Origin of the sequence: Microbacterium luteum (assembly GCF_015277875.1) — a bacterium.
Classification (GTDB): Bacteria; Actinomycetota; Actinomycetes; order Actinomycetales; family Microbacteriaceae; genus Microbacterium; species Microbacterium luteum.
The window spans coordinates 3,043,874-3,059,479 of sequence record NZ_CP063814.1 but is presented as its reverse complement, the minus strand read 5'-3'; the positions used below and the strand labels follow the sequence as shown (position 1 = coordinate 3,059,479).

Here is a 15,606-nt window from a genome sequence, read left to right as displayed (position 1 = left end):
AGGGGAGGCGCGGGGTAGAGGGGCGGGTGGATGCGCGGATCACGCCGACGGGGGAGCGGCGGTGGAGCGACGCGCCTCCAGACGCGGTTGGAAGACCACGTTGTGTTCGGGCGTGCGTCCTTCGATCAGCGCGTGGAGCCGGCTCCAGGCCAGTCCGCCGAGGATCTCGTGGGGCACGGATGCGGTGGTGAGGGTCGGGGTCATGAAGCGGGCGAACGGGATGTCGTCGAAGCCCGTCACCGAGATGTCGTCGGGTACCCGCAGACCACGTTCGCCCAGGCCGTGGACGACGCCGAGGCCGACGAGGTCGTTGAACGCGATGGCGGCCGTCGCGCGGGTTTTCACGAGCGCGTCGACCGCATCCATCCCGCTCGTGCTGGTTGCTCCGCCGGGAACGCGCTGCAGGGAAACGCCCTCGACGCTGCGCACGAAATCCTCCAGGCCGCGAAGGCGATTGTGGTTCGCGGAACCCTCGGGGCCCTCGATGTAGGCCAGGCGGCGGTGGCCCAGGGTGTAGAGGTGGCGCGCGATGTTCTCGAACCCGGTCCGCGAGTCCGCTGACAGCGTCGGCGCGTCGATGACGGTATTGGACCGGTTCGTCAGCACGACCGGGGCCAGATCCCGCACGGTCTGCGCGAGGGTGTCGTCTTCCATGCGAGGCGCGCACAGCACCAACGCGTCGCATCGGCGACGGATCTCCCCCGCGAGCAGCGGCTCGTCGTCGATGGATTCCGCGGAGTCGGCCACCAGCACGCGATAGCCGTCGTCTCCGGCAGCGAGGCTGAGGCCGGTGAGCACCGCCTGAAACACCGGGTTGGCCAGGTCGGGAACGAGAAAGCCGACCGCGCTCGTCTTGCCGCGGGCGAAACTGCGCGCCAGGTGATTCGGGGTGTAGCTGAGTTCGGTCGCGGCCGACCGGACGCGGTGCGCCGTCTCGACGTTCCCCCGGAACTGGTCGTTGAACACGCGGGACACGGTCGCGGGAGACACCCCGGCCCGTCGGGCGACGTCGGTGATCGTCACGGCGAGTCGGTCATTGCTCACGGGGCACCATCCTTCGGCACGCTGAATGGGAGACTACTTGATTCCGGATGTCGCGAATCCCTTGATCAGGTAGCGCTGACCGACGAGGAACACGATGAACAGGGGAACCAGAGAGACGACGGACATGGCGAACATCGATCCGTAATCCGAGGTCGACTGCGCGTCGATGAAGCCCTTCAGCGCGACCGACGCCGGGAAGGTCTCGGGGAGCCGGAGATAGATCAGCGGTGAGAAGAAGTCGCTCCAGGTCCAGATGAACGTGAAGATCGTCGCGGTCGCCACGACATCGGGAGGGGTGGGGTGCGTGGCGGGATGGTGACGGCCTGGCGCGGTCGCAGGCTCAGGTCGGGTGGGTGTGCAGCGGTCAGGGGCGGGTGGGTTCCACGATGGCCTTGATCGTCGAGGGGTCCGCGGTAGATTCCAGGGCACGCGCGACCTCGCTGAGGCCGAAGGTTGCGGTGACCATCGCATCCAGGTCGACGTGTCCTCCGGCGACGAGCGCGATCGCGGTTGGCCAGGTGTTGGCATAGCGGAAGACCCCGGTGACGATCAGCTCCCGGTTCTGGATGATCGTGATCGGCAGGGGCATCTCGGAAAGGCCCATGCCCACCAGGACGACCCTTCCCCCGGGCCGTACCGCCGTGATGCCCTCGCGCACGGCGGAATCGGCACCGGACGCGTCGACGAAGGCGTCAACGGTCGACACCTCGGGCGGAGGCGTTGCGCGTGGATCGAGGACCACGTGCGCACCGAAGCGGAGCGCCGTCTGGCGCCGCTCCGGTGCGAGATCCGACACGATCACCTCGGTGACGCCGAACGCGCGCGCGACCTGAACCAGGGCGATGCCGATCGGACCCGCACCGGCGATCAGGACGCGCGCCCCGGGGGAGAAGCACGCCTTCCGTGCCGTGGCGATCGCTACCGACAGCGGTTCCATCAGAGCGGCCGCGTGATCGCTGACCGAGTCGGGGATGCGGTGCGCGAAGTGGCTCTGGATCGTCACATACTCCCGGAAGGCGCCGTCGGTTCCGGGCACGGCGTAGAACCTCATGTGCGGGTCGAGGTTGTAGTCACCGCGCAGCGTCTCGGGCGAGGAGGGTGAAGGATGCTGCGGTTCGATCGACACCCTCTCGCCGACGCGCCCCGGATCGGTCGCGTCGCCCACGGCGACGATGGTCCCGCCCGACTCGTGCCCGAGCACGAGGGGATCGCTCGCCTTCCAGTCCCCGAGATGGCCGTCCCGATAGAAGTGCACGTCGGATCCGCAGACCCCCACGGCGGAGACGCGTACGAGGACCTCATCCGAGCGCGGGACCGGGACCGGTCGGTTCTGCGTCTCGATGTGTTCCGGCCGGATGAGCACGCTCGCCCTCATCGATGCCGGCGGTGCGACGGGAAGCGTTCCTCCGCGTGCGGTGGGGGTGCTCATGCGTTCTCCTCGAGGGTTTCGCGGGCGGCGGTGATGACGGCTTCGGTGGTGATGCCGAACTTGTCGAACAGGGTCTGGTAGTCGGCGGAGGCGCCGTAGTGCTCGATCGAGACGGACCGGCCGCGGTCGCCGACGATGCCGCGCCAGCCCAGGGCGAGTCCGGCTTCGACGGAGACGCGGGCGGTGATCGCGGTGGGAAGGACGCTCTCGCGGTAGTCGGCGTCCTGCTCGGCGAACCATTCCAGCGACGGGGCGGAGACGACGCGCACGCCCACGCCGTCGGCGGCGAGGGCTTCGCGGGCGGCGACGGCGAGCTGCACCTCGGACCCGGTTGCGATGATGATCACGTCGGGCGTGCCGTTCGGTGCTTCGGCGAGGACGTATGCGCCCTTCGCGGCGAGGTCGGCGGAGGCCAGGACGTCGCCGCTGGCTGCACCGTCACCGCGCTCGAAGGTGGGGATGTTCTGCCTGGTCAGGGCGATGCCGGAGGGGCCGGCGTGGCGGCGGAGCATCTCGTGCCAGATCACGGCGGTCTCGTTCGCATCGGCGGGGCGGAGCACGGCGAGGTTCGGGATGGCGCGCAGCGCGGTGAGCTGCTCGATCGGCTGGTGGGTGGGGCCGTCTTCTCCGAGGGCGACGGAGTCGTGGGTCCAGACGAAGATCGAGGGGATGTTCATCAGCGCGGCCAGACGCACCGCGGGGCGCATGTAGTCGCTGAAGATCAGGAACGTCCCGCCGAACGCGCGGGTGGGGCCGTGCAGCACGATGCCGTTGATGATGGCCGCCATCGCGTGCTCGCGGATGCCGAAGTGCAGCACCCGCCCGTACGGGTTGCCGTCCCACTCGTCGGTCGACCACTCGGACGGGATGAACGAGGCGGCGTTCTTGATGGTGGTGAGGTTCGATTCGGCGAGGTCGGCCGAGCCGCCCCACAGCTCGGGGAGCTTGTCGGCCAGGGCGTTGATGACCTGCCCCGACGCGGCACGGGTGGACACGTCCTTGCCCGCCTCGAACACCGGGAGCGCATCGGCGAGATCGGCGGGGAGCTCGCGGGCGTTGATGCGGTCCCACAGCGCCTTGCGCTCGGGGTGCGCGCCGGCCCACGCGTCGAACTTCTCCTGCCACGCCGCGCGCGCTTCTGCGCCACGTCGGCGAGTGAACGAGTGTGTTCGAGGACGTCGTCGGGCACCACGAAGGTCTGCTCCGGGTCCCACCCGAGCACCTCCTTCGTCGCCTTCAACTCGTCGTCGCCGAGCTTGGAGCCGTGGATCTTGCCGGTGTTCTGCTTGCCCGGCGAGGGCCACCCGATGATCGTCTTCAGCACGATGATCGACGGCTTCGACGTCTCGGCCTTCGCCGCCTCGAGGGCTGCGTGAAGCTCGGCGACGTCTTCGACGTACTCGCCCGTCTTCTTCCAATCCACCGTCTGCACATGCCAGCCGTACGCGGCGTAGCGGGCGGCGACGTCCTCGGTGAACGCGACGTCGGTGTCGTCCTCGATCGAGATCTGATTCGCGTCGTAGATGACCACGAGATTGCCGAGCTCCTGATGCCCGGCCAACGAAGACGCCTCGCTGGTGATGCCCTCCTGGATGTCCCCATCCGACGCGATCACATAGATGGTGTGATCGAACGGCGACTCACCCGGCGCAGCCTCCGGGTCGAACAGACCCCGCTCATACCGGGCCGCGTACGCGAACCCGACCGACGACGCCAGACCCTGACCCAGCGGCCCGGTCGTGATCTCCACACCATCGGTGTGACCGAACTCCGGGTGACCCGGGGTCTTCGACCCCCACGTCCGCAGCTCCTTCAGATCCTGCAGCTCCAACCCGAACCCACCCAGATACAGCTGGATGTACTGCGTCAACGACGAATGCCCCGCCGAAAGGATGAAACGATCACGACCCGGCCAGTGCACGTCCGCGGGGTCGTGGTTCATCACCCGCTGATACAGCAGGTACGCCGCCGGAGCGAGACTCATCGCCGTTCCCGGGTGACCATTGCCGACCTTCTCGACAGCATCCGCCGCCAACACGCGCACGGTGTCCACCGCGCGCCGATCGATCTCTTCCCAACGCAGTTCCGACACGGCGTCTCCTTTGATCGCTGCGAGGTCGCATCCGCTCACCTCGACACAAATGTTATAAACAGATGTTTCTTGTCACGTGAAAGCGTGTCAAGATCACACTTAACATCACACGGAGGAAGACCTCCGGCCCCATTCGAATGGGGAGAGCGCCGAGGCTCGGGAGCGTACCCGCGTCTTCGGTGACGACGAGTACGGGAGCAAAGATGCGCGCGATTGTCTTCACAGACGAAGGGGCCCTCGCCCTCGAGAACCGAGACCGGCCCGAGCCCGGTTACAAAGAGATCCTCATCCAGACGGCGGCCGTGGGGATCTGCGGGACGGACACTCATGTGTTCGACGGGGAGTTCGAGGGGACGATCTTCCCCCTCGTGCCCGGACACGAAGCGACCGGCACCATCGTCGCGCTCGGCGACGGCGTCAACTCCGGCGTCTTCGACTTCGCCGTCGGCGACCACGTGGCGGTGAACCCCAGCACCACGTGCGGCGAGTGCGAGTACTGTCTGAACGGCCATCAGAACCTCTGCCGGTTCTGGAACGGACTCGGCGTGGTGGCTTCGGACGGTGCATCCCAGGAGTACTTCACTGCGCCGGCGAGCAACGTCTACAAGCTCAAGCCCGAAACCGACCTCTATGAAGCCGCGCTCATCGAGCCCCTGGCGTGCGCCATCCGCGGCTGGGACGTGCTGCCCCGGCGACTCGGCGACCACGTGCTCGTCTACGGCGCCGGCACGATGGGATTGCTCATGGCGCAGCTGGCGACGAAGGCGGGCGCCGCCACCGTCACGATCATCGATCTGAATTCGGAGAGGCTCAAGACGGCGCAGGAGTGCGGCATCGCCCTCCGCTACACCTCGGCAGACGACGCCGACCGCGAGAAGTGGGACGTCGTGATCGACTGCACGGGAAACATCCGCGCGATCGAAGACGCGCTCACGCGCGTCAAGCCCGCAGGCTTCTTTCAGGACTTCGGTGTCGCACCGGCCGACAAGACCGCGCAGTTCTCTCCTTTCCGCGTCTATCGGGATGAGATCTCGATCGTCGGGACGATGGCGGTGCTGAACTCCTTCGGCCGCGCGGTCGAACTGTTCGAGGCCGGGGCGATCAACGCGACCGCGATGATCAGTCATTCCTTCACCCTCGACGACTACTCCCAGGCGCTGGAGATGTTCCGCAAGGGCGAAGGGCGCAAGCTCCAGATCCGTCCCAACGACACCGAGTCGCGGGTGCTCCTGTGAGCGACACGACCGCACGCGCGAAGGCAGGCCGCAGCGGCTCGTCGCGGAAAGCGATGTGGATCTGGATCGCTGTCGGGGTCCTCGTGGTCGTCGGCATGGCGCTCGGAACGCGGGTCGTCGCGGCGGATGATCCGCTGGCGCAGGGTGCCGTGGAATTCGACGCGGAGACCTTCGGCGCGGAGACCTTCCCGACCGTCCAGTCCGATATCGTCGCGCAGGCCGTGGAGGCACAGGAACTCGCCGAAGCTATCGCCGCCGACCCGGAGGCCGCCGCGGCGGAATACGCCGTCGAGAGTTCGGGGGGACCCGTCTTCAGCGTGACCTTCACCGGAGTCGTCGGAGAAGGGCAGTCCGGAATCTATGAGGTCGACGTCGAAGGAGTGCCGGACGATCTTCTGATCCGCCTACAGACCGGTCCGGCGATCAACGGCACCGAGCTGCGCGATGCGACCGGGGAGATCACGTTCGGGCAGTTCACCAACCAGATCGACTATCAGAATGCCGGGTCCGCGCTCAATGAGGAGATGAAGGCCGCCGTGCTGGCCGATATCGACTCGGAGGCGCTGACCGGCGAGACGATCACGGTCACCGGAGCGTTCACGCTCATCAACCCCGAGTCGTGGTTGGTGACCCCGGTGGAGGTGTCGGTGTCATGAGCCGTGAGGCCGACTACGACCACGTCGTGCTGGAAGCACGCGACATCGTCAAGACGTACGGCGGAACCCGCGCCCTCAAGGGGGTCAATTTCGAGATCCGGCGGGGGACCGTCACGACCCTCTTCGGAGAGAACGGCGCCGGCAAGTCCACCCTCATGAAGATCCTCTCCGGCGTGGAGCAGCCGACGTCGGGACAGATCGTCCTGGACGGGAAGCCGGTGACGTTCGCCTCCACCAACGAGGCCCGCGACCGGGGCATCTCGATCATCCATCAGGAGCTCAGCCTCGCGCCGAATCTCTCCGTGCGGGACAACATCTTCATGGGGAGGGAGATCCGCGGTCCTCTGGGCGTCGACTACGCCGAGGAGACGCGTCAGACGCAGGCGCTGCTCGATGAGATGCAGCTGCCGATCGCACCGGACACGCTCGTGCACGATCTGCGGGTCGGTCAACAGCAGATCGTCGAGATCGCCCGCGCCCTGTCGGTGAACTCCCGCATCCTGATCATGGACGAGCCGACGTCGGCTCTCGCCGCGGCAGAGGTGGAGGTGCTCTTCGGCATCATCCGCGATCTCCTCGCCCGCGGAGTCGCGATCGTGTACATCTCGCACCATCTCGAAGAAGCGCTCGAGGTCACCGACCACGCGGTGGTGCTCCGAGACGGCACGATGACGGCGCGCGACGAGCGAGCCAACATCGACCTCGAGTGGATCGTGCGGAACATGGTCGGCGAGAACTTCGATCTCGGGTCGCCACCGACCGGATACGAGTTCGGCAAGGCGATCCTGCAGGTCAGAGACCTCACCGTCGTCGACCCGGAGAACCCCGAGCGCGCGATCGTGAATCGGTTGAGTCTCGACGTGCGCAAGGGTGAGATCGTCTGCATCTACGGGCTGATGGGCGCCGGACGCACCGAGCTGCTCGAGGCGATCGCCGGAAAGGAAGAGGTCGCGGAGGGTGACGTTCTGCTGGACGGCGCGTCGCTGGCGCCACTGTCGATCGCCGAGCGCATCGACGCCGGCGTCGGGCTGGTCCCGGAGGACCGGCAGCGCGACGGCCTCGTCCAGACCTTCGATGTGGGGACGAATCTCACGCTGGCGAGTCTGACGCGGAGCCTCTCGCGCGGCATGCTCTCCCGTCGGCGCGAGAAGGAGCGGGCGCGGGATCTCATCCAGACCGTGACGGTCAAGACCTCCGGCCCGGATCAGCTGATCGGAGCGCTGTCCGGAGGCAACCAGCAGAAGGTCGTGATCGGCAAGATCATCGCCACCGAGCCTCGCGTCATGCTCCTCGACGAGCCCAGCCGAGGAATCGACGTCGGTGCGAAAGGCGAGGTCTTCCGACTCCTCGCCGATCGCGCACGAGACGGCCTCGCCGTCATCTACTCCACTTCAGAGGTGGGCGAGTGCCTCAGCATCGCCCACCGGATCATCGTGATGCGCCGCGGCCGGATCTCGGCAGAGTTCGGTCCCGACGCCACCAAGGACATGATCATGGCCGCCTCCGGCGAGTCCGTGGCCGCATAGAGAGTCCAGAACGGATCGGACAATGACGACGACAACCACCACCACCATCCTCGCCAAGCGCAAGGAATTCTCGCTGGCGAAGCTGCTCCTGGAGGGGCGGGCGTTCCTCGCTCTCATCCTCATCATCGTGGTGTTCTCCCTCCTCTCTCCCAACTACCTCACGGTGGAGAACCTGCTGATCATGGCGTCGCACGTCGCCATCTACGCACTGCTGGGCATGGGGATGCTCATGGTGATCCTCAACGGGGGCATCGACCTCTCGGTCGGGTCGACCCTCGGCTTCTCGGCCGTGATCGGAGGCTTCCTCCTGCAAGGGGTGCCGATCAACATCTTCGGCGTGATCCTCTTTCCGAGCGTTCCGGTGGTCGTCCTCCTGTCCGTCGGTGTCGGCGCGCTGGTCGGGCTCGTCAACGGCATCCTCGTCGCGCGATTCAAGGTGGCTCCGTTCGTGGCGACGCTCGGGATGCTCTACGTCGTGCGCGGACTCGCCCTCCTCATGACCAACGGACTGACGATCAACGACCTGGACGGCGATCCGGCTCTCGGGAACACCGGTTTCGCGTGGCTCGGATTCAACCGCATTCTGGGGATCCCGATCGGCGTCATCATCATGGGCATCGTCGCGATCGTGCTGGGCTACGTTCTCGGCCGCACGCGATTCGGCCGGTGGCTCTACGCCTCCGGGGGAAACGAGCGGGCAGCCGAGCTGTCCGGTGTCCCGGTCCGTCGTGTGAAGGTCTCGGTCTACGTGATCTCCGGCATGTGCGCCGCGGTCGCGGGCCTCATCCTGGCGTCGACGCTGACGAGCGCGAGCCCGACCGCGGGAAACACCTACGAGCTCACGGCGATCGCTGCCGTGGTGATCGGCGGCGCCGCCCTCTCCGGCGGCCGCGGCAACATCCGGGGAACGCTGCTCGGAGCCTTCGTGATCGGCTTCCTCGCCGACGGGCTCGTGATCGTGGGGGTCTCCGCCTACTGGCAGATGGTCTTCATGGGAGCGGTCATCGTCGTGGCGGTCCTGCTGAACACCCTGCAGTACGGTCGCCGGCGCCGCCCGGCCGCACCCTCGAACCCGGCGTCGCCCCCGTCCCCGACGGGTCCGTCGGCGCCGTCCTCGTCGGGAGAGGCCCAGCCGGCCACCGCCGGACGCTCCTCCTGACCGCACCATCCCGGCATCGAGCACGCTGTCGGGTCACCAAGAAAGGACGATCCATGTTTCGCAAGAAGGTCATCGCCGCCCTCGCTGCGGGTGCACTCGCGCTGGGCGTGAGCGCATGCTCTTCCGGAGAACCGGCCGATTCATCGGGCGCGGCGGAGGAGGGTGAGGCCGGTGGTCTCATCACGATCATCGTGAACGATCCCGCCAACCCCTACTGGAAGACCGAGGGCGACGTTGCGCAGGCGACCGCGGAAGAGCTCGGATACGAAGCGACGGTCGGAGCCCACAACGGCGACACCAACACGGAGAACTCGCTGATCGACACGGCGATCTCGAACCAGTCCGCCGCAATCATCCTCGACCCGGCGAACGCCGACGGCTCCGTCGCCGCCGTGCAGAAGGCCACGGATGCCGGCATCCCGGTGTTCCTGGTCAACGCGGAGATCAACGAGTCGGGAATCGCGCTGGCCCAGCTCGTCTCCAACAACTCGCAGGGTGCCGCCATCGGAGCTCAGGAGTGGGTTGCGCAGATGGAGGAGGCGGGCAACTACGTGGAGCTGTTCGGCGCACCGTCGGACAACAACGCGCAGACGCGATCGAATGGGTTCTCGACCGTCATCACGCAATACCCCGATCTCGTCGAGGTCGGTGAAGAGGTCGCCAACTGGGACCGCACCGAGGGACGGAACAAGATGCAGGCCCTCATGCAGGCCAACTCCGACATCAACGGCGTGATCTCCGGAAACGACGAGATGGCTCTGGGCGCGATCGCTGCGCTTCAGGAGGCGGGCCAGCTCGACGGCGTGGTCGTCGGCGGCTTCGACGGTTCTCCCGACGCCGTCGCCGCGGTCGAGGCCGGAGAGATGGCCTACACCGTCCTGCAGCCGGTGGCTGTCTTCTCCGAGGAGGCAGTGCGGCTCGCGGACGAGTACATCCGCACCGGTGAGGCCCCCGAGACCGAGAAGCAGTCCTTCGACTGCATCCTCATCACCGCCGACAACGTCGCGAACATGACGGGGCCCTTCACCTACTCCGGCTGAGCCGGATCCGGACCGGTCGCGCGCTCCCGCGCGGCCCGTGGGGGCGGTGCCCGCCGGCATCCGCCCCCACACCACGAACGAAAGACATCATGAGCTACGTCCTCAACACTTCCGAAGGCTTCGCCGACGAATCCGCCGCGGGCTTCGTCTCCGTGCATCGATCACTGGTGCGACGGGTTCCGGGCGGCGTCGCACGCCGCACCCGGACGCCTGCCGGAAACGTCGCCGTCGTCATCGGCGGCGGCTCCGGTCACTACCCCGCCTTCGCGGGCCTCGTCGGCGAGGGTCTTGCTCACGCAGCTGCCATGGGGAATGTCTTCGCCTCGCCGAGCACCCAGCAGATCTGCTCCGTCGCCCGGTCGGTCGCCACGGATGCCGGTGTGCTGCTGTCATACGGCAACTACGCCGGAGACGTGCTGAACTTCGACCTCGCGCAGCAGCGACTGATCGACGAGGGAATCCCCTGCCGCACCGTGAGGGTGACCGATGACGTCTGCAGCGCGCCTTCCAGCGAGGCGCACAAGAGGCGCGGGATCGCCGGCGACCTGGCGGTGTTCCGGGCAGCCGGCTGGGCGTCGGCGCAGGGGTTCGATCTCGACACGGTCGCCGGCATCGCCGCGCGTGCCAATGCGCGCACTCGTTCTCTCGGCGTCGCCTTCTCGGGCTGTACCTTGCCGGGAGCCGACGCTCCGCTCTTCACGGTGCCAGAGGGCCAGATGGCCGTGGGTATGGGCATCCACGGGGAACCGGGACTCGAGGTGCGACCGCTCGGAACGGCAGATGAGATCGCGCGACTCCTCGTCGAGGGTCTGCTCGCCGATGCGCCGGACGATCACGGCACGCGCGTCGCCGTCATCGTCAACGGCCTCGGCTCCGTGAAGGCGGAGGAGCTGTTCGTCGTGTACGGCGCGGTGGAGCGGCTCCTGGACGAGGCGGGGCTCATCGTCATCGAGCCGGAGGTGGGCGAGTACGCCACGAGCTTCGAGATGGCGGGGGTCTCCCTCACCCTGACGTGGCTCGACGAGGAACTCGAAGCGGCATGGCGCTCGCCCGCCTACACGCCCGCGTACCGCAAGGGTGCCGTCGAGACGTCCGGCACCGAGGCCGTCCTCGAGAATGACGCGGCGATCGAGCAGTCGATCGCCGCGGGAACCGCTGAATCCGCTGAGGCGGGTGTACGGGTGGTCGCCGCGATCGCCGCCATCAAGGCGGTCATCGACCGTGAGGCGGACGAGCTGGGGCGTCTGGACGCCGTTGCCGGCGACGGTGACCATGGCATCGGAATGCAGCGCGGAGTGCGCGCGGCCGATGAAGCAGCGCGGGCGGCGTCGGAGAGCAGTGCCGGCGCGGGGGCGGTGCTGATCGCCGCGGGTGACGCGTGGGCCGACAAGGCCGGCGGCACATCCGGTGCCCTCTGGGGGGCGGCTCTCCGAGCGCTGGGGGCCACCATCGGCGATGTGTCCGCCCCGGCCGCCACCACCGTGGCAGCAGGTATCGAGGCTGCCCGCAAGGCGGTACAGGACTACGGGGGAGCCGAAGAGGGAGACAAGACCCTCGTCGATGCGCTGGTGCCGTTCGCGCACGAGCTGGCGGAGCAGACGGCGGAAGGTGCTGATCTGTTGACCGCATGGCGCCGCGCCGCGGGGGCCGCGACGGACGCCGCTCACCGCACGGCCGACCTGATTCCGCGCGTGGGGCGCGCGCGCCCGCACACGGAGAAGAGCCTCGGCACGCCCGACCCCGGCGCGATTTCGCTCGCCCTGGCCGTCACCGCCGTCGCCGACACGCTCGGCGATCACTGAGACCCGTCGAAAGGAATCCCATGCCTGAGAAGTGGCGCATCGTCGTCGGCTGTGACGACGCCGGATACGAGTACAAGGAGCAGCTGAAGGCCGACCTCGAGGCGGACCCGCGCGTCGCGTCCGTCGTCGACGTCGGTGTCGATGCCGACGGACACACGGCGTACCCGAAGGTCGCGGTCGCCGCCGCCGAGCGCATCCGTGACGGCGCAGCCGATCGCGCGCTCCTCGTGTGCGGCACCGGCCTCGGTGTGGCCATCGCTGCGAACAAGGTCGACGGCGTCCGTGCCGTCACCGCGCATGACGGCTTCAGCGTCGAGCGGGCCGTGCTCAGCAACAACGCCCAGGTGCTGGCCTTCGGCCAGCGCGTCATCGGCCTCGAGCTTGCTCGACGACTCGCACGCGAGTGGCTCGGCTACGTCTTCGACGAGACATCGCCGTCTGCTGCGAAGGTGGCCGCGATCAACGCCTACGAGCAGACGGGTACCTGTGGATGAGCCCGGCGCCGCAGCCTCCGCGCGACCCGTTCCGCGTGTTCTGGGGGTGAGCCTCAAGTCGTATCTGGGGGTGGAGCAATCGCGGCGGTGGGCGGCCGAGATCGCGCGGATCGCGCGCACGCATGCCGCCGTGCGATGCGGTGCCGTGGAGGTGTTCGTGCTCCCCTCACTCCCGGCGTTCCCGGGCGTGAGAGATGCACTGGTCAGGACGAAGGTGCGCGTCGGTGCACAGGACTTGCACACCGACGACCGTGGGGCGCACACCGGTGCCGTGAGCGGTGCAGATCTGCACGAGATCGGGTGCCGTCTCGTCGAGATCGGGCATGCCGAGCGTCGCACCGTCTTCGGCGAGGGCCCGGATGTCGCGCGCGCGAAGATGCGGGCCGCCGTGCGGAATCAGCTCACGCCGGTTCTGTGCATCGGCGAGCCCGAACGATCCGATCCCGCCGCGGCGGCTTCGCGCTGTCTCGAGCAGGTCCGGTCCATCCTGGCGGGTGTCGGCGAGATGACGGAGCTGCTCGTGGCCTACGAGCCCGAATGGGCGATCGGCCGACCGACACCCGCGCCGCCGGCCTACGTCCGTGAGGTCGCCGCGTTCCTGCGCGCCGGCATCACTCGAACCGGCGGAGGGACGCGACTGATCTACGGCGGAAGCGCCCAGCGAGGAACCCTCACCGAACTCTCCGGAGCGGTCGACGGGCTCTTCCTCGGTCGTTTCGCACACGACCCGGCGTCGTTCGCGGGCATCCTCGATGAGGCCGCCGCGCTATCGTGAGCTTGCAGGAGGAACGATGACCACCCCCGAGGGAGCTGCGGAGCCGAGCTCGCGGCAGGACCGCCAGGCTGCGCGTCAGAAGGCGATCACCGAGGCGGTCATGGCGGCGGGCGTCATACGTATCGAGCAGCTCGCGGAGCAGTTCGGCATCAGCGTCATGACCGTCCACCGAGATCTCGACGAGCTGGCGAGTCTGGGACTACTTCGGAAGAGCCGCGGAGTGGCGACGGCGATGGCCACGCCACTGGTCGAGTCGAGCGCCGTCTATCGCTCCAATCGCCAATCCGAGGAGAAGGAGGCGATCGCTCTCGCGGCGATGGACTTCATCGACCCCGGACAGGCGATCATGCTCGATGACAGCACGACCGTCATGCACATGGTCCCCCACCTGGTCGCGAAGAGGCCGCTGACGGTCATCACGAACACGCTCACCATCATGGAAGAGCTCCGAGGTGCCAACGACATAACGATGCTGGGGCTCGGCGGGCAGTACTACAACTGGTGCAGCGCCTTCATGGGGCGGATGACGACGTCGGCGATCGAGGCGATGCGCGCAGACGTCTTCCTCATGTCCACCGCCGCGGTCTCGGATGACATCGCCTTCCACCAGTCACTTGAGACTGTCGATGTGAAGGGGGCGATGTTCGAGGTCGCCAGTCGCCGCATCCTTCTCGTCGACCACACGAAGTTCGAGAAGCGCGCCCTCCACGCACTCTTCCCTCTGCGTCGGTTCGATGCGGTCATCGTCGACGCCGCAATGCCGAAGTCGGAGGTCGATCGGCTCCGCGACTCCGGGGTGAACATCGTGGTCGCGCGTCGCCAGCGCTGACGTCGTCGTCGGCGTCGTCGGAGATTCGCGCCGATGTCGGAGGATCCGGGCTGCATCCTCCGACATCGGGCCGATTCTCCGACATCCGGGGGCGGATGCCGGCGCGGCGCGGCGAGTCGGGTCAGGCCTGGGGGGTGAAGCGGCGCGGGGAGAAGGCGGATGCGACGACGGTGCGCAGCTGTTCCAGCGACGCGTCCGCGCCGAACCAGCCCTGGGCGCGCGCCTGAACCAGCACGTTGCCGATGGCCGTGGCTTCGACGGGTCCGGCGAGCACCGGCATTCCCGCACGGTCTGCGGTGCGCTGGCAGAGGAGGCGGTTGAGCGAACCGCCGCCGACGATGTGGATGGTCTCGACGTCGCGTCCGGCGAGGCGGGCGGCGTCGCGCACCGCACCGGCGAAGGCTTCGGCGAGGCTCTCGACGATCGCGCGCGCGAACGCCGCGCGCGTGGCGGGCACCGGACGGTCATGCTCGCGATACCAGTCCGCGATGCGCGCGGGCAGATCGCCCGGCGCCATGAACCGCGGGTCGTTCGCGTCGAAGAGGGCGACGGATGACGCCGGCACCTCGCCGGCGTCGGCCAGCAGCGTCGGCAGGTCGATGGGCTCACCAGACTCGCGCTCCCACTGCCGCACGGACTCGCTCAGCAGCCACAGCCCCATGACGTTGTGGAGGAACCGGACGCGGCCGTCGACCCCGCCCTCGTTCGTGAAGTTCGCCTCACGCGCGGAATCGGAGGTGACGGCGCTTTCGAGTTCCAGGCCGACGAGCCCCCAGGTGCCGCACGAGATGTACGCCGCGGTCGACGGATCGGTCATCGGAACGGCCACGACCGCCGACGCGGTGTCGTGCGACCCGACCGCGACGACGTCGAGCTCGGCACCGATCTCGGACGCCATCGCGGGGCGCAGGCGCCCGAGGGATGCGCCCGGGTCGACGAGGTCGGCGAAGAGGGCCCGGTCGAATCCCAGGGTGCCCATCAGGTCGGTGTCCCACGCTCCGTCGGTGACGCTGAGGAGGCCGGTGGTCGACGCGTTCGTGCGCTCGGCGGCGCGCACGCCGGTGAGCTGGAAGGCGAGCGCATCCGGCACCAGCAGGAGCGCATCCGCACCGCTCAGCGCGTCACCTTCGGCGGCGAGCTGGTAGAGCGTGTTGAACGGCAGGAACTGCAGGCCGTTGCGCCGGTAGAGATCCGCGGACGGCACCTTCGCGTGCACGGACTCGACACCGCTCTCGGTGCGCTCGTCGCGGTAGTGGAAGGGCTCGCCCAGCATCCGGTCGCCGCGGAACAGGGCGTAATCGACCGCCCACGAGTCGATGCCGACGCTTGCGATGCCGGCTTCGGCGCGCACCGCATCGGCGAGACCGCGCAGTGCGTGGGCGTGAAGCGCGGTGAGGTCCCAGTGGAGACCGGATGCGAGACGGACACCGCCGTTGGGGAAGCGCGCGACCTGCTCGAGCGCGAGGGTGCCTGCGGAGGCGTCCACGCGCCCGATCATGACGCGTCCGCTGGTGGCTCCGAGGTC

13 protein-coding genes and 1 pseudogene are annotated in these 15,606 nt (G+C 68.1%); 9 read left to right on the top strand and 5 right to left on the bottom strand.

Annotation, left to right across the window (positions count from 1 at the left end; genetic code table 11):
- Positions 1-39 precede the first annotated feature (39 nt).
- The 4 genes and pseudogenes from IM777_RS14810 to tkt form a co-directional block, all read right to left on the bottom strand.
- Positions 40-1,044 (bottom strand): LacI family DNA-binding transcriptional regulator, encoded by a 1,005-nt coding sequence (locus tag IM777_RS14810; protein ID WP_071045028.1) that lies wholly within the window; start codon positions 1,042-1,044, stop codon positions 40-42.
- A 33-nt stretch (positions 1,045-1,077) separates the two neighbouring features.
- The gene (locus tag IM777_RS14805) at positions 1,078-1,326 is read right to left on the bottom strand and encodes a carbohydrate ABC transporter permease (protein WP_194383891.1); all 249 of its coding nucleotides are present in this window, start codon (positions 1,324-1,326) and stop codon (positions 1,078-1,080) included.
- 82 nt (positions 1,327-1,408) lie between these two features.
- Complete coding sequence (locus IM777_RS14800; protein WP_228480841.1) at positions 1,409-2,473, bottom strand: NAD(P)-dependent alcohol dehydrogenase; 1,065 nt, start codon at positions 2,471-2,473, stop codon at positions 1,409-1,411.
- Positions 2,470-4,565: pseudogene (tkt, locus tag IM777_RS14795) on the bottom strand (transketolase). Before tkt ends, IM777_RS14800 begins: the two are co-directional and overlap by 4 nt.
- Positions 4,566-4,768: 203 nt before the next feature.
- On the opposite strand from tkt, the gene IM777_RS14790 reads away from it, so the two are divergent.
- The 9 genes from IM777_RS14790 (at position 4,769) to IM777_RS14750 (ending at position 14,081) form a co-directional block, all read left to right on the top strand.
- Positions 4,769-5,800 carry a zinc-dependent alcohol dehydrogenase family protein gene (locus IM777_RS14790; RefSeq protein ID WP_194383890.1) on the top strand — a complete coding sequence of 344 codons (1,032 nt, stop codon included), beginning with the start codon at positions 4,769-4,771 and terminating at the stop codon, positions 5,798-5,800.
- A complete protein-coding gene (locus tag IM777_RS14785) occupies positions 5,797-6,456 on the top strand; it encodes a DUF2291 family protein (protein WP_228480840.1) in 660 nt (219 codons plus the stop codon). Before IM777_RS14790 ends, IM777_RS14785 begins: the two co-directional genes overlap by 4 nt.
- Positions 6,453-7,982 carry a sugar ABC transporter ATP-binding protein gene (locus IM777_RS14780; protein WP_194383889.1) on the top strand — a complete coding sequence of 510 codons (1,530 nt, stop codon included), beginning with the start codon at positions 6,453-6,455 and terminating at the stop codon, positions 7,980-7,982. The genes IM777_RS14785 and IM777_RS14780 overlap by 4 nt, the downstream gene beginning before the upstream one ends.
- A 22-nt stretch (positions 7,983-8,004) precedes the next feature.
- Positions 8,005-9,141, top strand: coding sequence for an ABC transporter permease (locus IM777_RS14775; RefSeq protein WP_194383888.1), 1,137 nt, complete (start codon positions 8,005-8,007; stop codon positions 9,139-9,141).
- 53 nt (positions 9,142-9,194) lie between these two features.
- Positions 9,195-10,181: a D-ribose ABC transporter substrate-binding protein gene (locus IM777_RS14770; RefSeq protein WP_194383887.1), complete on the top strand. Its 987-nt coding sequence runs from the start codon at positions 9,195-9,197 to the stop codon at positions 10,179-10,181.
- 89 nt (positions 10,182-10,270) lie between these two features.
- Entirely contained in the window at positions 10,271-11,983 is a 1,713-nt protein-coding gene (locus IM777_RS14765) for a dihydroxyacetone kinase family protein (RefSeq protein ID WP_194383886.1), read from the top strand.
- 20 nt (positions 11,984-12,003) lie between these two features.
- Complete coding sequence (locus IM777_RS14760; RefSeq protein ID WP_194383885.1) at positions 12,004-12,477, top strand: ribose-5-phosphate isomerase; 474 nt, start codon at positions 12,004-12,006, stop codon at positions 12,475-12,477.
- Entirely contained in the window at positions 12,470-13,252 is a 783-nt protein-coding gene (locus IM777_RS14755; protein WP_194383884.1) for a triose-phosphate isomerase family protein, read from the top strand. Before IM777_RS14760 ends, IM777_RS14755 begins: the two co-directional genes overlap by 8 nt.
- 16 nt (positions 13,253-13,268) lie before the next feature.
- On the top strand, positions 13,269-14,081 hold the full coding sequence (locus IM777_RS14750; protein ID WP_194383883.1) for a DeoR/GlpR family DNA-binding transcription regulator: 813 nt from the start codon (positions 13,269-13,271) through the stop codon (positions 14,079-14,081).
- A gap of 121 nt (positions 14,082-14,202) precedes the next feature.
- On the opposite strand, the gene IM777_RS14745 is transcribed toward IM777_RS14750, so the two are convergent.
- On the bottom strand, positions 14,203-15,579 hold the full coding sequence (locus tag IM777_RS14745; RefSeq protein WP_228481134.1) for a rhamnulokinase: 1,377 nt from the start codon (positions 15,577-15,579) through the stop codon (positions 14,203-14,205).
- Positions 15,580-15,606: the final 27 nt, after the last annotated feature.